16 protein-coding genes are annotated in these 20,222 nt (G+C 57.7%); 9 read left to right on the forward strand and 7 right to left on the reverse strand.

Annotated elements, in window-relative coordinates:
• Positions 1–75 precede the first annotated feature (75 nt).
• The 9 genes from HMPREF2894_RS07340 to HMPREF2894_RS07380 all read left to right on the forward strand — a co-directional run bounded on the left by HMPREF2894_RS07340 (position 76) and on the right by HMPREF2894_RS07380 (position 12,929).
• Positions 76–3,600, forward strand: coding sequence for a fibrinogen-like YCDxxxxGGGW domain-containing protein (locus HMPREF2894_RS07340; RefSeq protein ID WP_070678602.1), 3,525 nt, complete (start codon positions 76–78; stop codon positions 3,598–3,600).
• Positions 3,601–4,078: 478 nt separating this feature from the next.
• Positions 4,079–4,867: a CDP-alcohol phosphatidyltransferase family protein gene (locus HMPREF2894_RS07345; RefSeq protein WP_044150701.1), complete on the forward strand. Its 789-nt coding sequence runs from the start codon at positions 4,079–4,081 to the stop codon at positions 4,865–4,867.
• A gap of 11 nt (positions 4,868–4,878) precedes the next feature.
• Entirely contained in the window at positions 4,879–5,829 is a 951-nt protein-coding gene (locus HMPREF2894_RS07350) for a glycosyltransferase family 2 protein (RefSeq protein ID WP_049341609.1), read from the forward strand.
• A gap of 17 nt (positions 5,830–5,846) precedes the next feature.
• Complete coding sequence (locus HMPREF2894_RS07355; protein ID WP_049350001.1) at positions 5,847–7,202, forward strand: O-antigen ligase family protein; 1,356 nt, start codon at positions 5,847–5,849, stop codon at positions 7,200–7,202.
• The gene (locus tag HMPREF2894_RS07360; protein WP_049350002.1) at positions 7,199–9,205 is read left to right on the forward strand and encodes a lipopolysaccharide biosynthesis protein; all 2,007 of its coding nucleotides are present in this window, start codon (positions 7,199–7,201) and stop codon (positions 9,203–9,205) included. Before HMPREF2894_RS07355 ends, HMPREF2894_RS07360 begins: the two co-directional genes overlap by 4 nt.
• Before the next feature lie 66 nt (positions 9,206–9,271).
• Positions 9,272–10,504, forward strand: coding sequence for a Wzz/FepE/Etk N-terminal domain-containing protein (locus HMPREF2894_RS07365; protein ID WP_049341605.1), 1,233 nt, complete (start codon positions 9,272–9,274; stop codon positions 10,502–10,504).
• Between the two features lie 206 nt (positions 10,505–10,710).
• Positions 10,711–11,193, forward strand: coding sequence for a PssD/Cps14F family polysaccharide biosynthesis glycosyltransferase (pssD, locus tag HMPREF2894_RS07370; protein ID WP_049327955.1), 483 nt, complete (start codon positions 10,711–10,713; stop codon positions 11,191–11,193).
• 277 nt (positions 11,194–11,470) lie between these two features.
• Positions 11,471–12,181, forward strand: a complete 711-nt coding sequence (locus HMPREF2894_RS07375; protein ID WP_012904007.1) for a glycosyltransferase — start codon at positions 11,471–11,473, stop codon at positions 12,179–12,181.
• Positions 12,182–12,431: 250 nt separating this feature from the next.
• Positions 12,432–12,929 (forward strand): DUF2505 domain-containing protein, encoded by a 498-nt coding sequence (locus tag HMPREF2894_RS07380; RefSeq protein ID WP_012904008.1) that lies wholly within the window; start codon positions 12,432–12,434, stop codon positions 12,927–12,929.
• Positions 12,930–13,074: 145 nt separating this feature from the next.
• Here HMPREF2894_RS07380 and HMPREF2894_RS07385 read toward each other — a convergent pair whose 3' ends face one another.
• The 7 genes from HMPREF2894_RS07385 to rfbB form a co-directional block, all read right to left on the reverse strand.
• On the reverse strand, positions 13,075–13,572 hold the full coding sequence (locus HMPREF2894_RS07385) for an FAD synthase family protein (protein WP_012904009.1): 498 nt from the start codon (positions 13,570–13,572) through the stop codon (positions 13,075–13,077).
• A 526-nt stretch (positions 13,573–14,098) separates the two neighbouring features.
• On the reverse strand, positions 14,099–14,569 hold the full coding sequence (gene sufU / locus HMPREF2894_RS07390) for a Fe-S cluster assembly sulfur transfer protein SufU (protein ID WP_005506960.1): 471 nt from the start codon (positions 14,567–14,569) through the stop codon (positions 14,099–14,101).
• A gap of 66 nt (positions 14,570–14,635) precedes the next feature.
• Positions 14,636–15,934 (reverse strand): aminotransferase class V-fold PLP-dependent enzyme, encoded by a 1,299-nt coding sequence (locus HMPREF2894_RS07395; protein ID WP_049341601.1) that lies wholly within the window; start codon positions 15,932–15,934, stop codon positions 14,636–14,638.
• A 203-nt stretch (positions 15,935–16,137) separates the two neighbouring features.
• A complete protein-coding gene (gene pth, locus HMPREF2894_RS07400) occupies positions 16,138–16,725 on the reverse strand; it encodes an aminoacyl-tRNA hydrolase (protein WP_012904011.1) in 588 nt (195 codons plus the stop codon).
• A 146-nt stretch (positions 16,726–16,871) separates the two neighbouring features.
• Complete coding sequence (locus HMPREF2894_RS07405) at positions 16,872–17,531, reverse strand: 50S ribosomal protein L25/general stress protein Ctc (protein WP_012904012.1); 660 nt, start codon at positions 17,529–17,531, stop codon at positions 16,872–16,874.
• Positions 17,532–17,775: 244 nt separating this feature from the next.
• Positions 17,776–19,200, reverse strand: a complete 1,425-nt coding sequence (gene rfbD / locus HMPREF2894_RS07410; protein ID WP_070594036.1) for a dTDP-4-dehydrorhamnose reductase — start codon at positions 19,198–19,200, stop codon at positions 17,776–17,778.
• Positions 19,200–20,198, reverse strand: a complete 999-nt coding sequence (gene rfbB / locus HMPREF2894_RS07415; protein WP_070594035.1) for a dTDP-glucose 4,6-dehydratase — start codon at positions 20,196–20,198, stop codon at positions 19,200–19,202. The genes rfbD and rfbB overlap by 1 nt, the downstream gene beginning before the upstream one ends.
• Positions 20,199–20,222 lie beyond the last annotated feature (24 nt).

Genomic DNA, 20,222 nt, shown 5'->3' on the forward strand with positions numbered 1-20,222 from the left:
CGCGCATTATCATCCATAGCGCATTAATGTTGATGCGCACTCGATAACATTTCTTGGCATTCATTTGGAGATATTATGAAAGCCCACCTTGGCATGACGGGCTCTGGCTTTTCACGTTCTGCTATAACTCGCTCAACTCTTTGCTTGAGCATTGCTACGGCGTTGGCTTTGCCCGTAGCTATCCCCGCTATTACGCCGAGTACCGCTGTCGAACAGACTGCGGAAAAAAGGGACTCTGCTTTCTACAATGGCACGACCTCCGAGCGTGCTGCCGCTAGCTGTTGGGAAGCCAAGCAGGCTAACCCCGAGGCAAAGAGCGGCGCCTATTGGCTGTACACTCCTTCGATGAGTCAGCCGACTCAGTTCTACTGCGATCAGGAAACTGATGGTGGCGGCTGGGTCAAGATTGGTGAGGGCCGCGACGGCTGGACTGAAAACTATGAAGGTCAGGGTGACACTTCGCAGCTCTACAGCGATGCCGCACCCGCATCTTCCGGTATGACTCTTGAACAGGGCAAAGCTCTGAGCTCCCTGCCCGCCGCGAAGACCCCGATTCAGCTTTCGGGTACCACCATTTCGCAGTTGCTCAACGGCACCCGCCCCGATCAGTTGCCCGATGGTTACCGTTTCCGTCGCGCGCTGAACACCTCGGGCACCAAGTGGCAGGAGGCGACGGTTGACCGCCGTCAGACCTCCGAGTGGACCTGGGCTCTGCGTTCGAACGCTGTCTGGTCTAATGCGATCGTCACGAACCCTGACGAGTTCTCTTCCTACAATGAAAATGGCCGCAGGGACTGGCCTGATGGCACGTGGGAAGACCACATTCTGCGTGGACAGAACAACGGCTTCAAGACTTTGATGTTTGATGAGTTGGCGTCCCAGGATTACCGTATGGGTTTCCGTTACGGTGCAAACTCTCCCATTTCGCAGGATGGCTCTGAGCCGGCAATCACCGATGCGCGGAACTCCTACATCTACGGTAAGGAAAGCAACGGTGAGGCCTCTTTCGGTTACACCCAGATGTTCCTGCGCCCGAAGCTGACCCAGAATGATTTGAACCTGGGCGCTATCCCGGATTCCGGTACCCCGGCGAGCGCTCGTCGTGCCCTGCCCAATAGCCGTTCGGCGGATTGGCGCTGGCGAACCAGCGCCAGGACCGCCTCCGGTAAAACCGGCGAAATGAACACCTACGTTGAGGCCATTACCGAGGTCGATCACGGTAACGGCACCTCCAGCGTGTTTATTGGTGGCGACTTCGAGTACCTTGAGTCCTCTACCGGTGAGCGTGTTGCGCAATCTAATATTGCTGCTTTTGACCCGGTGACCGGCGAGTTGCGCCGCGATTTTAAGCTGACTGTTGACGGTCAAGTGAAGGCTGTTGAGGCTCTGCCGAATAACCGTTTGGCTGTTGGCGGTAACTTCAAGCTTGTTAACGGTGAGAAGCATGAGAGCTTCGTCGTTGTTGACGCCACAACCGGTGAAGTTGCCCCTGAATGGGCCCAGGTTAAAGTCGAAGATCGCATTCGTACCGAGGTCATGACAGTGAAGACCATTCACCGTCAGGGTGACTACGTGTATATTGGCGGCACCTTTACCCACATTTATGAAAGTGAAAAGGCGGGTGAGGCGTATTCGCGCAATATTGCCCGTTTTAAGTTGGGCGAGCCTTCTAACGGTGTGCCCGGTATTGTGAGTATAGACCGTAACTGGCGCCAGGTGTTCAACGGTACTGTCAACGGTATTAGCGCCTCCGCTGATAACTCTCATGTTTACGTAGCCGGTTACTTCACCTGGCTCAACGGTGGCCTTGCCTACCGCGTGGCTGATATTACTCAGCATATGCAGAAGGGCAGCCCGTGGGCGTACCAGCAGTCTGAGATTCCTGCTGGCGCTAATGTCTCTGACCTGCGTAATGAAACCAAAATTTGGGGTTTCCAGTTCGACGTCCAGGATGCCGGTACCGGCGTCTGGGTGGGCGGTACTGAGCACCTCATCTCTCGTTACGATAAGGCGTCTCTGACCCCCACCTACACCGCGATTACCCGCGATGGTGGAGACTTCCAGGATCTGCACCTGCACGGTAACACCATCTACGGCGCCTGCCACTGCGGCGACTTCCTCTACCAGGATTCGCGTAACAAGCGGACCCCCGTGGGCGGTTCGAGCGTGATTCACTCGGTCAAGCTGGTTGCTGCTTTCGATAAGGACAGCGGTAAGATGCTGCCGGAGTTCTCCCCTGCTATTAAGGGTGACCACGGATTCGGTATCTGGGAGTCTTTCGTGGATTCGAAGGGCACCCTGTGGGTTGGCGGCGATATTCACCGTTCGCTGGGTGTTCACGGTACTCAGGATACCGTCGGTTTTGCGCGCTTTGAGGCTCGCGATGTGGCTCCTCCGCCTACCCCGCAGAACCTGAAGGTTGAGCTGAAGGACGATAAGGACGTTCTGACCTGGGATGCTGTACAGGATACCGGTAGTGTCCGCTACCAGATTCTGCGTGATGACCGCGTCATTGCTAGCACTTCGGGTACGAAGTTCGAGATTGACCACACCGATAACGCACGTTACTTTGTGCGCGCTGTGGATAGCTCGGATAACTACTCTGCGTCCACTCCGGTCCAGGTAGCTCCGGTGCGACCGACTCCTACCCCCACGGAGACCGCGACCGCAACGCCTACCGCTGACCCGACTGCTACTGCAGACCCCACGGCAAGTGCTGACCCGACCGCGAGCGCTGACCCCAGTGCTTCGGCAAGCGCTACCCCGAGTGCAGAAGCGACTACTGAGGTACCGAAGGTCCAGGATCCGGACCCGAAGGTTGAGGAGCCTAAGCCCGCCGATCCCAAGCCTGAGAATCCGAAGGAAGAAGCCGCTAAGGACCAGATTGTTCTGCCCTACGCCTCGGATTGGAAGTACATGGTCTCTACCCAGGCTCCCAACCGTAAGTACGGTTGGAAGTACAACTTCCACTTCAGCCTGGAAGATATTGCGCAGGAAGCATGGCAGACCGGCAAGACCCCGATTGGGGTCGGTACTGGTAACCTCAACACCTCCGTTAAGGTTCCGCTCGTGCGTTCCCGCCACAATATCTACGCCTACACCACCATCCAGCTCACTCGTGAGCAGGCCAGCCGTGATCTCGTGCTGACCACTTACGCGGATGACGCTATTGCGGTGGGTGTCAACGGTGAAGAGGTTGGTCGTTCCAACTTTGACACTCGTGGAAAGCTGTGGAATAGCGCGATTGCATCGAGCTCGATTGATACCGCTACGGCTCAGAAGACTCCGGTGACCTTCACCGTTCCTTCTTCCAAGCTGAAGGTTGGCGAGAACCTCATCGCAGTTGAGGTTCATCCGGGCATCAGTCGACGAAACGTTCGCCCGAATGTAAGCTTCGACATGCAGGCAATCGCTAAGGCACCGGTTGCTGAGCAGCCTGCCGAGAAGGAAGGCGACAAGGAGGCGGATGCTCCCGCCGCACACGAGGCTGAGCAGCCCGTGGTCGACAACGCGAACAACGCGGCAGCCGGCCAGGGCGAGCGACGCATCGTCAATAACGGAGTCGGAACCCGCGTTCCGATGCAGTCTCGAAGGAACTAATACCTTCTAGATAATCTCAGCTAAATGGGGTTTGATTTTCTGAATGATTCAGGAAATCAAACCCCATTTGCGTATATTCCCCACTTTTCCGTGTTTTTTGCATCATTTATTCCCATTATTTGTGCTTCTGTCATGTGCCTCTCTGCACAATGTTCAGAAATGTTTTCTAAATCCACAATTCACGAGAACAAAGCGCCGATAACCCCCTCTAACAGCACACCAAGCCTACCCGAAGGATCCCGCAAATCTGCACCAAAGCGCATTGTCAGAGGGTTTTTACGACACAATTGTTGACCCTGACCACACGCCCCCTGTTGCACTTCATCTCGTTGTAAAATATCTATATAGTGGTGTACGTGAAAAAAGGGACCAACCACCTCTTTTTTCGCGTGCGAGACTTCCGGACTTTCTCGCAACCACCCCGAAAGGGAGTAATTCACTCTCCTTCACTCCTCTCACCGATTAAAAAGGAATGTGCATGTCCACCTCTGAGGCACCTCACGCCCCGAACTCCGCGCCCGCATCGGGATTTTCTGCGAAGTTTTCTCACACCCTGCGCTCTCTTGAAGCAGCGCAGAAGCCCGGCATTGGCGTTCCCGCCTACACCCGCTGGGTCAACCGCCGAGTAGCACGCTACTTCGCTGCGGCAGCTGTTGCGCTGGGCATCACCCCCAACGGCGTCACCGCAATTTCCGCTGCATGTTCCGCGGCAGGCATCATCGTTCTGATTACCTGCCCGCCCAGCGTTGGTGTAGGTATCTGCGTTGCCCTGCTTTTCGCGCTCGGTTACGGTCTGGACTCCGCTGACGGCCAGGTTGCTCGCGTGACCGGCGCGTCCTCCCCCGCCGGTGAGTGGCTCGACCACGTGGTCGACTCCATCCGCGTGCCTTCCGTGCACATGGCAACCCTGCTCTCCTTCCTGCTGTACCCGGCGCACTACTCCTTTACCGGCTCCAGCGCATTCAACGGCTGGATCATTGCGATGCCGATGATTTTCACCGCGCTGACCGCAGGTCACTTCATGAGCCAGATTCTGGCTGAGCAGCTGCGCAACAACCGCAAGACCGCGGCACCGCCGACCGGTGGTCCCCTGCGCTCCTTCATCAACCTGCACATGGACGCTGGCACCCTCTGCTGGATTTACATTTTCGTTGGCTTCGGCCCCGTATTCGTCATCGTCTACGCACTGCTTCTGCTGGCTAATGCCGCAACCGTCCTGCTGTCCATGCGTCGCAAGTACGTTAGCCTCGCGACCCCCGCTGAGTAAGGAGAATCCCAATGATGCACTTCACCTCTCGCACCCCTGCTGTTTCCGCCGTTATCGCAACCAACGGCAAGCGCCCCGAACTGCTGCGCGTGGCTGTCCGCTCCATCCTTGAGCAGAGCTACCGCGGTTTCGTTGAAGTTGTTGTTGTCTTTGACCGTGTTGAGCCCGACCGCCTCGAGGACATTGAGGTCGGCGAAAACCGTGCCCTGAAGATTGTCTCCAACACCCGCTCCGGCGGTCTGGCTGGCGGCCGCAACAGCGGCATCATCGCCTCCAGCGGCGAGATGATTGGCTTCTGCGATGATGACGACTACTGGATGCCTTCCAAGCTCACCCAGCAGGTCGCTCTCTGGCGCGAAAACCCCGAAGCAACCGCTATCTCTTCGGGTATTACCGTCCGCTCCGGTGGTCAGGATATCGTGCGCCTGGCGCCCGAGCGCGCAACCTTCGCTGACTTCCTGCGTTCGCGCATTACCGAAATTCACCCCTCCGCCATGCTGTACTCCCGCGAGGATCTGCTCGGCGTTGACGGTAAGCCCGCCCGCATCGGCCTGGTCGATGAGGAACTGCCCGCCGCCTACGGTGAAGACTACGACCTGCTGCTGCGTGCAACCCGTCACGGCGATGTACTGAGCGTGCCCGAACCGCTGATTCTGGTGCTCTGGGACCGCCCTTCCTTCTTCTCCGGCAAGTGGCAGTCCATGGTTGACGGTCTGAGCTACATTCTGCGTAAGTTCCCTGAATTCGAGCAGGATCCCAAGGGTCTGGCACGTATCGCCGGTCAGATTGCGTACGCTCAGGCGTCGCTGGGCAACAACAAGGAGGCGCGCGCGTACGCTCGCGCGGCTCTGCGCCGCGACCCCATGCAGCTTCGTGCTTGGGCGGCGTATGTTGTGTCCACCGGTCTTATTAAGCCCGCCACTCTTCTTGATCTCGTCCAGAAGACCGGTCGAGGTCTCTAACCAGGTATCGCACAGACATGGTTTCCTCTTCCGTTCTTTCCTCTCCGGGCACTTCGCCTACGGGGCTGAAGGATTCCGCCGGATCGGATAGTACTCCGCCCAGCGGTATTCTGCGTGCCCGCGCACGCATCCGCCCGTTGTCTACGGCGCAGAAGAAGCTCCCGGCCTGGCCTCTGCTGGCATTGCTGTACGGCTTCCCGGCGCTGTGGGCTTTGGGTGTGCTTCAGATTGCACCGCTGGTACTGGCAGCGATCATGCTTTTTTACCTCATTATTCGAGGTAATGTGCGTGTGCCCGGTTCCCTGTGGGTGTGGGGCGCGTTCTGCGTGTGGGTTGTTGTTGCGGCGCTTGCGCTGACCCGTTCCACCGACATTATTGGTTGGGGTCTGCGCTTTGTGAATATTCTCAGTGCAGGTATTTACGCCCTGTACTACTACAACGCGCGATCCTCTATTAGCATCAATAGGCTGCTGGGCGGTCTGGCGACCCTGTGGGTGACCCTCATTGTCCTGGGTTACGGCGGCGTTCTCTTCCCTGAGTTCCGTCTGCGTACCCCGATGAGCTTCATCATGCCTTCTGGTTTTATGCAGAATCCGCTGGTGCGTGACTACATGCTTCCTCCCCTGGCTGAGGTTCAGCGCCCGTGGGGCGCTCCCGAGGCGTATATTCGCCCCTCCGCGCCGTTCCCCTACGCGAATAGTTGGGGTCTGGCGTACACTCTGCTCACCCCGGTGATGCTGGCGTGCTTGCTTCGCCTGCATTCCATCTGGCTGCGTATTGCGTTGCTGATTGGTATGGCGCTTTCTACTGTGCCTGCGATTGCGACCAGTAACCGCGGCATGTTCATTGGTCTAGGTATCAGCGCAGCGTACGTACTGCTGCGTCAGTTCCTTGCGGCTAATTGGCGTGCTGTGGGTACGGGTGTTGCGGCGATTACGGCTGTGGTTGTGGCGCTCTTTGCGTCGGGCACCGTGGATAACATTCTGGGTCGTCAGGACTACTCTGACTCCACCGGTGGCCGTGCGGCGCTCTACCGCGCCACCTGGAAGGCGACCTTGGAGTCCCCGATTATTGGTTACGGCACTCCGCGTATGGAACCGAGCATTGGCGTGTCAATGGGTACCCAGGGGTACCTGTGGACTCTGATGTTCTGCTTCGGCTTCGTGGGTCTGGCGCTGTTCGCGCTCTTCATGGTGTGCACTGTAGCAGGCGGCGCACGAGTGAAGACCACCTCCGGGTACTGGCTGCATAGCGTGCCGGTCGCGTGCTGCGTCGTCTTTATTTTCTACAGCTTCGATATTGCTCAGATGACCATTCTGATGCTCGCATCGATGGCGTGCATTCGTTCCATTCGGGATGGTGAGGGGCTATGACGAAGAATCAGTCCCCTCGTGGTTTAGATACTTCTGCGGTTTCATCTTTCGAGGATGCGTATTCGACGGGTGGTCATCCTAGCCGCCGTGCGCGTCTGCGTGAGAGCGGCGAGTACATCGAGCCGGTAGTGGAGCAGGGCGAATCGCTGGCTGAGTCTTCTGCCGATGAGTTTGCTCCGACGGTGGACGATATCCGTTCCGGTCGTTTTCCTGCGACCACGGCGCTGTCGATTGTGCCTCCGGCTCGAGGCTTTGCTTCCGAAGAGTTACTGCCCGATTCTTTGGAGGCGGGTTCTTCGGAGTCAGGTACTTCGACTGCTGGTTCCTCAGCGGCAAACGCTACCGCTGTAGTGGGTGCTCATCTGTCCGGTTCCCGGCGGGTTGCCTCGGCTACTGCTGAGTCTGTAGAAAAGGCGCAGGAAGAAAAGACTCCGAATGAGAAGGCTAAGCCTTCCGCGTCAGGTGCTCAGGCAGATAGCGCATCCGCGAAGAGCGTGCCGGTTAAGAAAGCTCCCGGAAAGGCTAAGCAGCCCAGCCTGGCAAAGAGCGGCTCTCTTGCTTCTCTGTGCGTGATGTACGGCGCGGGTATCGCGTTCGTGACCACGATGGTGGTGTCGAACGGTATTGGTGCTGAGGGTTCGGGCGAGTTTTTCCGTCTGATGGCGTTGTTCGCGATTGCGATTTCGCTGGTGACTTTCGGCGCGGATACGGGCTTGGTTCGTACGATGAGTGCTCAGCGTGCGCTGGGTCGTTACGGTGTGCTTCCGCAGCTGATCCGTTACGGTCTGATTCCTTCGCTGGTGACTTCGGTGCTTCTGGTGGCGGGTGTGTACATCTACACCGAGATTGTGCCGATGGCTCCCCAGTATCAGGCGGCGATGCGTGTCAGTTCGGCTTTCGTGCTGATAGCGGCGCTGATGACGGTGTTCTTCGGCGCTCTGCGTGGCCTGCATCGTGTGGTGACCTTTACGCTCCTGCAGAATGTTCTGCTTCCCACTCTGCGTTTTGCGGCGGTGGGTTTGGTTGTTCTGTTCTCGGGTCAGCTCATGGATTTGGTGTACGCCTGGACCATCCCGGTGGCGATTACTGCGGTGGTTGCCCTGTGGCTTTTGGAGCGGGCGTTCCCTTCCGAGGAGCATGTGGAGGTTCTTTCTTCTGAGGATTCTCCGCCTGAGACGTTCCGTTCGTTCTGGGGTTTCAGCTCTGCACGCGGTGTCGCTACCATTGTGGAAACCATCCTGGAGTGGATTGACGTGCTGGTGGTGACGGCGTTCTTGGGTGCCGCTGCCGGTGGTATCTATGGTGCTGTGAACCGTTGTGTTCGTGTGGGCACCATGATTGAGCACACCGGACGCGTGGTGACCGGACCGTCGATTAGTGCGGCGTTGGCTACCCGTCAGCTAGATCGTGCTCGAGAGATTTTCTTGTCGACCACTCGCGTGTTGACTGCTCTGTCGTGGCCGTTCTACCTCTCCCTGGCGTTCTTTGGTCCGGTGCTGTTGCATTTCTTCGGTAAGGGCTTTGAGGCTGGCGCCGGTATTCTCTGGGTGATTTGCCCGGCGGCGATGCTGTCGATGAGCGCCGGTGGCGTGCAGTCCGTTCTGCTGATGAGCGGTAAGAGCCGCTGGCAGCTGTTGAACAAACTCTCCTCGCTGGTGGTGGCTGTGACCTTGAACTTCACCTTGGTTCCGGTTTGGGGCTTGTACGGTGCGGTGACGGCGTGGGCGTCTGCTCTGCTGATTGACACCTTCCTGGCGAGCTACCAGGTATTCCGCCTCGTTGGTATTCGCGCTTCGGTTCGCGAGATGGCTCCGTCACTCTTCTTGGGTGCGGCTGTTCCGACGGTGTGCGCTCTGGCGTCTTTGGCTTTCTTGGGTCAGAGCGTGCTGGGCGTCATCGTGTACGTGGTGCTGCTCGTTCCGGTGTACGGTGCGGTACTGTACCGCTTCCGTAAGGCTCTCGGTATTGAGCGTTTCCTTTCCGCCCGCCGCGCGAAGTCTTAGCCTTCCGCTTCTTCTACGTTTTTCTCCGATATTTAGTGTCCGTTTCTCTTCCTCTAGGATGTCCTCATGGATAACACCTCTCATACCTCCTCGGTTACCCTTGGCAACCAGGTACGTCGCATTTTCCGACACCGTCTGCTGATTCTGCTGTCGGTTGTGGTTTTCGCTGTGGCGGGTGCCGTCTACGGCTACATGACCAATAGCAAGTACACTTCTAAGGCTTCGCTGGTTGTTTACCCGCTGGTGGTTGATCCCGCCGGTACCGGTAGCGCTAACTCCGCGAAGGTGGATATTGCGACCGAGTCTCGCGTTGCATCCTCTCGCGAGGTTGCACAGAACGCGGCAAAGTCTCTGATTGCTAATGGCGATACCCTCTCTGAGGCTCAGCTGACCAGCCGCTTGATGAACTCCGTCAAGGTGACCGGCACCTCCCAGACTGCTGTTCTGGATATTGAGGTGACCCGCCCCAACGGTACGGAGGCTGCACGTTACGCTAACGCTATGGCGAACGCATACCTGCAGGTTCGTTCCGAGTCGCTGAAGAGCAGCGTTGATTCTGCTCTGCACCAGATTGATGAGCAGATTTCGGCCCTCGAGGGTGATAACAACCGTGCGGGTCTGCTCTCTCAGTTGCAGGACCGTCGCGCTCAGATTCAGCTGACTTCCACCACCGGTGGTCGCGTGATGAGCGAGGCTCAGGTTCCTTCTTCTTCCTCGGCTCTTGGCCCGGTGAAGATGGGTATTGTTGGTGCTGTTGCCGGTCTGCTGATTGGTGCTGTGCTGGCGTACGGTCGTGACCGCACTATGCGTCACGTTGGTTACGCTGATCGTCTGGAAGATGCTGGTATCCCGGTTCACGAGCTGGGTTCCACTTCTGAGGCGAATGACGCGTTCATGCTGCTGCGCACCATTGGTGCTCCCGACGGCGACGTGAAGAGCGCTGGCGCTTCCGGCATTGTGATTCTGCCCGGTACTGACCGCGGTGTTGAGCACCTATACCAGATGCTGCAGCGTGTTCTGCCCACCGAGTACGCACGTTTCACCGATTACGCTTCGGTCCGTGACGCGCTGACCCGCCACACTCCCGAGTCGCTGGTTGAGAAGAGCGAGACTCCTCTGGTGATTAGCCTGAGCACCGCTACTCCCCTGTCGACTCAGCTGCGTTTCGTCCAGGCTGGCGGCGTGGCTCTGGTTCCGGTGACTGCGGCTACTTCTCTGCAGCAGGTTCGTGAGCTTTTCGCTCAGCTGGATCAGCTTGAGGGCGTGAACGCTCTGGCTGTGTTCCTGGATCGCGAGTAATCAGACCGCGAGTACTCGGGGTTCTGTTGATGGATGCCTCGCCTCTGTGCGGGTTCGTCCTTCGTCCTTGAGCGTAGGGTGCGGTGGTACCTGCTGAGGCGGATCTATTGTGATAGGTCTGTTGATGCAGGTGCCGCCGGGCCCGTCAGCTCACCTTTATCTTCTCTTCTTATTTTTCTCTTGTATTGGGGCTTTAGGAGAACACTATGACTGAGGCAACTTCCTCTCAGGCACCGAAGAAGAAGCTTCTGCTGGTTTCTAGCAGTGGCGGACACTTGAAGCATCTGACGGCTACTTCTGCTGCGTGGCAGGATTATGACCGCGTGTGGGTTAGCTTTAAGCAGCCCGATGTTGAATCTTCTCTGGCTGATGAGAAGACCTATTGGGCGTATTACCCGACCACCCGAAATATTAAGAACGCTATTCGTAATCTGTTCTTGGCATTTCGTATTTTTCCGAAGGAACGTCCGGATGCGGTTGTTTCTGCCGGCGCCGGTGTTGCCGTTCCTTTCTTTGTGGCGGCTAAACTCTTTGGAGTAAAGACTCTTTATATTGAGTGTTTTGATCGCCCGACTCTGCCGACGATGACCGGCAAGATGCTGTACACCTTTGCTGATCGAATTATTGTTCAGAGCGAGGAACAGCAGGAGAATTTCCCTGATTCTCGTGTGATTCATCCCATTTTCTAAGAGTGATGAATTTATCCTGAAAATAGCGTCCTCGCGTGTGCTGAGGGCGTTATTTTCAGGGTATAGTATTTATTAATACATACAGATACGCATAAGTCGTGCGCTCCACTGTGGACTCACCATCCAAGCGAACTAACCACTCGCCAGAGAAGCGTATGCGGAGATTACTCACCATTTTCTCCGGCACGACGCCGCCGCGTATACCAATGATGCCCTCCGGATTTTTGCGTCAGGTATACGGGGTTACTACCGATAAATACATAGAGAGGAATAGGCTATGTCTATTCAGGACTTCCCCCACGTCAGCGTTGATACTTCCAAGTTCGACCTGCCCGTATTTACCCCTGCCGTCGCGCCCGTTCGTATTCCTACTAAGACTTACGATTTGGTGGTGTCCCTCGGCACCGACGTTCACACTTTTGATCGTCTTCTGCGTTGGGTTGAGGCTTATCTTGAGGCTCACCCCGAGGTCACCTGCCTCGTGCAGCATGGCCACACTGCGCCCATTAAGCACGCAGACAACCTTAAGCTTCTTCCCGCCTCCGAGCTTTTGGACTACTACGCAACCGCACGCGTAGTACTGGTTCAGGGCGGCCCCGGCTCCATCCAGGATGCACGCCGCACCGGCGCTCTGCCCCTGGCTGTTCCGCGCCGCGCAGAGTTCAATGAGGTCGTTGACAACCACCAGGTCCCCTTCACCGCTCTGATGGAGAAGCGCGGCCACGCTGTTGTCGTTGAGAGCCGCGAAGATCTCTTCGCTAAGCTCGATCTTGCCCTGGCGAACCCCTCCCTGTTCCGCACCGCTGAGCCTTACGTCTCCACCCCGGAGATTTCCGCAGCTCAGCTGGGTGAGGAACTGCAGGACCTGCTCGCCGGCAAGACCCACCGTAAGGATTCCTTCTGGGGCCGCCTGAAGCAGGCTGCTCGCGCGCACCGTGCGGGTAAGGCTGAGATGGCTCGCATCGACGCGATGGCTCCCAGCGCCTAAGGTTTTCTTGCTTTCTAAGCTCAGCATCCTCGTGATGCGGTGTGGGAGGTGCCCGGCCGGGCGCTTCCCACATTTTTAGACCGGCATGCGAATCCTCCAACCACCCTGTGAGAGGCTGTGGATGTTTTCCCTTGTTCACGGCATATTCTCAGGTGGATTCGCGTCTTTACATTGGTTGCGAAACCCCGCGCACCGTATCCTTAGTAAGGGATAATGCGCGGGGTTTTCGCGCACTACGAAAGGAACAATTATGGCAGTTCAGGAATCGACCGTTATCAACGCAAGCGTTGAACAGGTTATCGAGGCGTTCTCTAGCGAGGATTTCGCACGCTTCGTATGCTCCGAGGTTGGCGTGGAGTTCGGTAGCTTCTCCGTTTCCGGTGACACCTCCGCCGAGTTCACCGCAACCACCGAGCGTACCGTACCCGCTGAGCGCGTGCCGGACATCGCTCGTAAGTTCGTCGGCAACGGCGTTGCTATGACCCAGATGGACACCGTAAGCGCACCGGCTGCTGACGGATCCCGCACCGTTTCTACCGAGGTCAAGGTCAACGGCGTGCCCGTGTCCGCTCAGGCTACTCAGAAGCTGACCCCCGAGGGCGAGCAGACCCGCCTGGACGTCAACGGTGAAGTCTCCTGCTCCATCCCACTGGTGGGCAAGAAGATTGCAGCCGCTGCTGAGCCGCAGGTTGGCCGCGTGCTGAAGGTTCTGGGCTCCTCCGCTGAGAAGTGGCTGGCACAGCGCTAAAGCTTATGAGACGCTCACCTTTGAGGTGTAGCTGATATACCGCCAATATGCAGAGAATCCCCGCCGTAAGTACTTACGGCGGGGATCCTCTTTGTGTCTTTATGAGTCTTATGAGCTCTAACGCACCTATGAAGGGGTAGGAGCGTTAGGAGGCGACGGTCGCCTCGGAGTATTCGCGTTCGCCAAGCAGCTCAGCAAAGCGGCGCATCTCTACGCGCAGGTCGTGCTCTGCTTCGAGTAGGTCAACGACCTTGCGCAGCTTGGTGCTGGAGGTGTGCTCGGTGTAGGGGAAGTAGTGTACTTCCACGCCGACCTCTGCGAAGCGTGCTTCCAGGGCATTGCCCTTTTCGGTGCCCTTCCAGTCGTCGCCCTTGAAGAAGACGTTGAAGGGCTTCTGCTTCCAGGTTTCGAGCTTGTCGGGGTTGGTTTCAACGTGCACTTCGTCCACGTAGTCGATGTGGCTGACGATGGCGGCACGCTCTTCGATGGGGATGACGGGGCGACGACCCTTGGTCACTTCCAGAACGTCATCGTGCACGACGCCGGCAATGAGGTAGTCGCAGTTTTCCTTAGCCTTGCGGAGAATCTCGAGGTGGCCGTAGTGGAAAAGGTCGTAGGCGCCTGCGGCGTAGCCAATAATCATAGGGCTTCCTTGTGGTTGGTAGCGGCGATGGTTATTCCGGTGTGGTTGAAGTACCGGAGGGTGAGAAACGTATCCGCGGTCTAGGGTGAGAGCATGAGATGAAACGAAGAATGTGCAATATTGAGAAAATATTTTCTTATATTGCCCTATTTCTTCGCGCTGTTGCCTTAGAACGTGCGGGTCCGAAAAGAGTTTCTCGAGGGTGCTGGTTGGGCGCCCTTCGTCCTTTTATTTTACCAGTCACCTTTTTGAAGGAAAAAGGAAAAGATATAAATATGAGGCGGATACGGTGTAGTATCCGCCTCATATTTTCATCCTATTGATTTAAATCAAAGAAAACTTATATCAAGAAAGGGCAGGGGGTAGATTCTCAGCTCGGGTCTCGTTCGGTGCTTACCGCTAAAAGTTCATCAAAAAATATTACACATAAATGCAATATATTGTCGATGGTTCCATTCGGTATTTTCGATTGGCGTTCAAATACTAGCTACTCCCCCGCCGTTTCCACTACATTCTCAGCGAAGAGTTAGTTCTTGGCTGCCGCTTCCTTAGTGGCTTCTTCAACAGCAACCCACGAGAGCATTGCGCACTTCACGCGCGCCATGAACTTCGAAACGCCGGAGAAAGCCGCCATATCGCCGTACTCCTCTTCGTCCAGAGTCACCTTACCGCGCGAACGCAGCATCTCGCGGAACGCATCCACGTGGCTCTGCAGCTCGGAGGTGGTCATGCCGGGAGCCATTTCAGAGAGCACGGAAGCGGCAGCCATCGAAATGGAGCAACCGTCGCCTTCCCAAGAGATCGACTCGATGGTCTTCTCGCCATCCTTCAGCTCGTCAGAGAGCACCACGCGCAGGTTGATTTCGTCACCGCAGGTGGGGTTGTACTGGTGGTTATCGGCGCTTGCGTGGCCGGCGGGTACCTCTACGAGGTGCTCGCCGCTACGCTGCTTGGAATGCTCCAGAATGATTTCCTGGTACAGGGATTCAAGAGACACGGTGTTCTTCTTCCGTCAGTTGGTCTGTCTGAAAAATTGAGGCGTTAGCTTCTAACGCGTCTACGTTTAGAACCCGAAGTAGGGGCGCACCTCGGCAAGTGCCTTCAGGAAAGCGTCCACATCTTCGGTGGTGTTGTAGATGTAGGTGGATGCACGGGTCGAGGCGGTCACACCGGCGCAGCGGTGTAGCGGCTGGGCGCAGTGGTGGCCCACGCGCACAGCGATACCCTGGGTGTCGAGCAGCTGGCCCACGTCGTGCGGGTGCACACCCTCAATGGCGAGGGCTACCAGGCCGGCACGCTTGGAGGGGTCGGCGGGGCCGAGCAGGCGCACGCCCTCAATCTTCTGAACACCCTCAACCAGGCGAGCGCCCAGTTCGTGCTCCCATGCCTCAACGTTCTCCATGCCCAGGTGCTGCAGGTAACGCACGGCGGCGGCGAAGGCGACTGCCTGCGAGACGCGCTGGGTACCCGCTTCAAACTTGATGGGGGCGGGCATGTATTCGGCATCCTGCAGACCCACGCGGGTAATCATGGAGCCACCGGTCAGGAAGGGGGGCAGGGCCTCAAGCAGTTCGGCACGACCGTAGAGGGCGCCAATGCCGGTGGGAGCCAGCATCTTGTGGCCGGAGAACGCCGCAAAGTCGACGTCCAGGGCGTGGAAGTCTACGGGCATGTGCGGCACGGACTGGCAGGCATCCAGCACAACGAGAGCGCCGTGCTTACGAGCCATGGCGACCATGCGGGGCACATCGGTAATCGCGCCGGTCACATTCGAGACGTGGGTGAACGCCACGATGCGGGTCTTCTCGTTGATGATGCCCTCGGCAGCAGCGTAGTCGAGCTGACCGTCCTCGGTGGAGGGGATGTGGCGCAGGATCGCGCCGGTACGCTGAGCAAGGATCTGCCAGGGGATGAGGTTCGCGTGGTGCTCAATCTCGGTGGTGACGATTTCATCGCCGGGGCCCAGCGCAAAACGCTCGGCGGCGGGACCGCCGATACCCTGCGAGGCGTTACCAATGGAGTAGGCAATCAGGTTCAGCGCCTCGGTTGCGTTGGAGGTCCACACTAGCTCTTCGTCGGTAGCGCCCACGAAGTTGGCGACGGTGATGCGCGCGTCCTCAAACAGGTCGGTTGCCTCAACCGCGAGGGTGTGTGCGCCACGGTGTACGGCAGAGTTAGCGTGCAGGTAGAAGTCGCGTTCTGCGTCGAGCACCTGAAGGGGTTTCTGGCTGGTCGCCCCCGAATCCAGGTAGACCAGAGGATGCCCGTTAACCTCAGTGTTGAGGATAGGAAAATCCTTACGAAGCTGGCGTACAATGTCGTCGCTCAGCGGGGTGTTGGCGGGGGTGGAGTATTCAGCCACGGGTACCTTCTTCTCTCGCTCATACGCTCCACGGTCGGGTGTTTTCCCGTCGTGGAGCGTATAACGTCATTCTTTTCTAGCTTATTCCCTCACCGGGCTCTTGCATAGTTAGGTAGAGCCTAGTTCACACATCGGCCCGCATCATGCATTACCCCAGTTCAGTGTTGACCCAGTTCAGTGTTTACCCGGCACGGGTCATACGGCTAGGAACCTGCGCCGTGGTAGCGCTGCTGGGTTGCCAGCAGGCCTTCCTTTACGAGCATCATGGTTGCATCCGCTGCGTTTGAGATGAGGAAGGGCAGGTCCTTCGCTTCAGTGCTACTGAAGGGCTTGAGCACGAAGTCTGCGGTGTCCATGCGTCCGGGAGGACGACCGATGCCGGTGCGAACACGGTAGTAGTCCTTGGTGCCCAGCGCCTTGGTGATATCGCGCAGACCGTTATGGCCGCCCTCTCCCCCACCAATCTTGAGCTTAATGGTGTCGAAGGGGATATCCAGTTCATCGTGCACCGCGATGATACGGTCGGGGTTAATATCGTAGAACTGGGCTAGAGCCGATACCGGGCCGCCCGAGGTGTTCATATAGGTCAGGGGCTTGGCCAGCACTACCTTGGGTCCGCCTATACCCAAACGTCCTTCCAGCACCTGGGCGCGCGCGCGTCCGTGCTTCTTGAAGCCACCGCCTACTTCACGCGCCAGTTCATCAACCACCATCTGGCCGATGTTATGGCGGGTTTTCTCGTACTCCGGGCCCGGGTTCCCCAGACCAACAATGAGCCACGCATCAGACATATCTTCGCCCTTTCCACGGCGCTGTAAAAGGTTTTTAGAAAATTCATGGACTACACCATTCTATGAGTATGGCCCGCTACCACCTCAGAAGAGAGGTAGCGGCGGGCCATCCACAAATCATTGTTGCGCTAGGCGCAGGGCGCGGTCTAGTGCTTTGAGTTATCTGAGTCGTGAGCTTCGCCAGCCTGATCTGATTCCTCGGAAGCTTCAACGATGTCACCCTCGGGTGCGTTTTCGCCTTCTTCACCGGGCTCGGGAACGTCGAGTTCCTCGGGCTCAGAAACGTTAACGATCAGCAGTTCAGCGTCTGCAACCAGGGTTACGCCTGAGGGCAGTTCAACGTCTGATGCCAGAACGTGAGCGCCAGCTTCGCGGCCTTCGATGCTCACGGTCAAAGCTTCGGGTGCCTTCAGTGCGTCAGCTTCAACCAGAAGAACGGTTTCTTCCTGGTTAGCAACGGCGCCAACAGCAGGCTCGCCTTCAACGTGTACAGGAACCTCAATCTCAACGCGCTCGCCGCGCTTAACGGTCAGCAGGTCGATGTGCTGCAGTTCAGGGCGGATTGCGTGACGCTGGATGTCCTTGATCATTGCGAGGTGTGATTCACCTTCGATGTCGAGGTCGAGGATAGCGTTGGGGACGCGGGCAGCCAGGGTGGTTGCGTGGCCGGGGAGTACTACGTGCTTGGGCTCTTCGCCGTGGCCGTAGATGACGGCGGGGATGTCGCCTGCCATGCGGATGCGGCGCGCGTAGCCCTTGCCGAAGTCGCTACGTACGGTAGCTGAAATTTTGATGGTATCTGACATGAGTTGTCCACCCTTTCTTGGTTAGAAGTTATGCGCCAAGTGGAATAGGGACTGGCGCCAGAAATCTCTTTCCAACCAGCCACCGTCAGTTACGGACCTACACGTTTCGTGTATTCCACCGCCTTGGCCAAGACAATATTGTACAGGTTCCCGGCTCTTCTTCAAGGGCCGGGAACCTGTGATATGGCGCTTTTCACGCCTTTTATGCTGTTATCAGCAGATATTAGGACCAAATCCTAGAGGATTAGGAACCCATTTCTGCAAGGTAGGCGGCGAGCGCCTCGCGGTGATCGCGCGGGGTGAAGCCTGCAGCAATCAGCTTGGACAGGTCCATTGCCGAGTTCGTCGGACGGTGAGCGAAGAGCTCAGCGTTGGCGAAGTATTCCTCGGTGGTGGTGTCGCTGACGCGTGCCGGGTCATGGCCGGTGCCCTCGTACACTGCACGAGCGAACTGTGCCCAGTTGATGACCTCACCGGTGTTCGACACGTTGTAGGTGCCGTATTCAGCGCCGGAGAAGAGCAGGTGCAGGGCAGCTGCTGCCAGGTCCTGGGTGAAGGTCGGGCGACCCCACTGGTCGGCGACCACGGACGGGTCGATACCGCGCTCAGCCAGGGACGCCATGGTGCCCACAAAGTTCTTGCCGGCGCCAACAACCCAGCTGGTGCGCAGGGTGTAGTGCTTACGCCATGCGGCGGCGGCAACCTCACCGGCAGCCTTGGATGCGCCGTAGACGCTCAGCGGTGCCAGGGGGTAGTCCTCCGGGTATTCCTCGCCCAGGGGCAGGGAGCCGTCAAAGACGTAGTCGGTGGATACGTGAACCAGCGGCAGGTTAGCTTCTTCACAGATGGAGGCAAGAGCGCTCACACCCAGGGCGTTAGCTGCCCAGGCGTCACGGCGCCCCTCGGGGGTTTCTGCCTGATCCACTGCGGTGTACGCTGCAGCGTTGATGACCGCGCGGAAGGAGCGCCAGCGGAATGCGTCGCGCCACTGCTCGGGCTTGCCCAGGTCGAGGCGGTCGCGATCCACAGCCAGGAAGGGTACGTTCTGCTCGGTGAGCTGGCGAACCAGCTCGGTGCCGAGCTGACCGCCCGCACCAATAATCAGGATCGGGTCGGCTTCCAGGGGCTTGATTTCGTTCAGACGCGGGTGGTTACGGTCCTTCTCGGAGAGTTCCGCCTTCGCCAGGTCGATAGGCCAGTCGATTGCGACGGTCTCATCGGCAAGGTTCAGGAAGCTGTAGCCAGATACTGCATCCGCCGACCAGTGGTCGTTCACCAGGTAGGTGTAGGCGGTGTTCTCTTCCAGGGTCTGGAAGGAGTTACCCACGCCGCGGGGCACGAAGATTGCGGTGTCCGGGCCCAGCTCCACGGTGACGACCTTGCCGAAGGACTCGCCGGCACGCAGGTCAACCCACGCGCCGAAGATACGGCCGGTCGCAACAGAAACGTACTTATCCCACGGCTCGGCGTGGATACCGCGGGTGGTACCTATCGAAGCGTTGAACGAGATGTTGTTCTGCACCGGGTTGAAGTCGGGCAGACCGGCTGCGACCATCTTCTCGCGCTGCCAATTTTCCTTGAACCAGCCGCGGTTATCGCCGTGAACCGGCAGGTCAATGATGAGCAGGCCGGGAATCTCGGTTTCAGTAACCTTCAATTCCTTGGTCATTACTGGCCAGCCTTTGCGTACTTCGCCTCAACCTCAGCCTTCAGGGGCTCCCACCAGCCGCGGTTATCGGTGTACCACTTAATAGTGTCGGCAAGACCGGATTCGAAGTCGGTGAACTTCGGCTCCCAGCCGAGCTCTGCACGCAGGCGGCTACCGTCGATTGCGTAGCGCAGGTCGTGACCGGGGCGGTCAACCACGTGCTCGAAGTCGTTCTCGTCCTTGCCCATCAGACGCAGGATGGTGCGCAGAACGGTGATGTTGTTCTCTTCACCGTCTGCACCGATGAGGTAAGTTTCGCCAATCTTGCCCTGCTCCAGGATGCGCAGCACAGCAGAAGAGTGGTCGGATGCGTGAATCCAGTCACGAACGTTCAGGCCCTCGCCATACAGCTTCGGGGTCAAACCCGAGAGGATGTTAGTGATCTGGCGGGGGATGAACTTCTCGATGTGCTGGTAGGGGCCGTAGTTGTTGGAGCAGTTAGAGATGGTTGCTTCAATACCGAAGGAGCGGACCCATGCGCGCACGAGCAGATCGGAGCCTGCCTTAGTGGAGGAGTAAGGGGAAGAGGGGTTGTAGGGGGTGGTTTCGGTGAACTTTGCCGGATCGTCCAGATCGAGGTCGCCGAAGACCTCGTCGGTGGAGATGTGGTGGTAGCGAGTGCCGTGCTTACGGACTGCTTCCAGAAGGCTGAAAGTACCGATGAGGTTAGTGTGGATGAACGGTTCGGGGTTGGACAGGGAGTTGTCGTTGTGCGATTCCGCAGCGTAGTGAACGACAGCATCTGCCTTGCCGACCAATTCGTCAGCCAGCTCGCGGTCGGCGATGTCGCCTACGACGAGCTTAAAGCGGGATTCGGGAAGACCCTCCAAAGACGCAGCATTTGCGGCGTAGGTCATCTTATCCAGCACAGTAATAGTGTGATCAGTGTTATCGATGAGGTGGTGAACAAAGTTCGAACCAATAAAACCGGCACCGCCGGTAACAAGAATGTGAGCCATACGGTAGATTTTACCTGGCTAAAC

Source organism: Rothia sp. HMSC066G02, from assembly GCF_001813145.1.
Lineage (GTDB): Bacteria > Actinomycetota > Actinomycetes > Actinomycetales > Micrococcaceae > Rothia.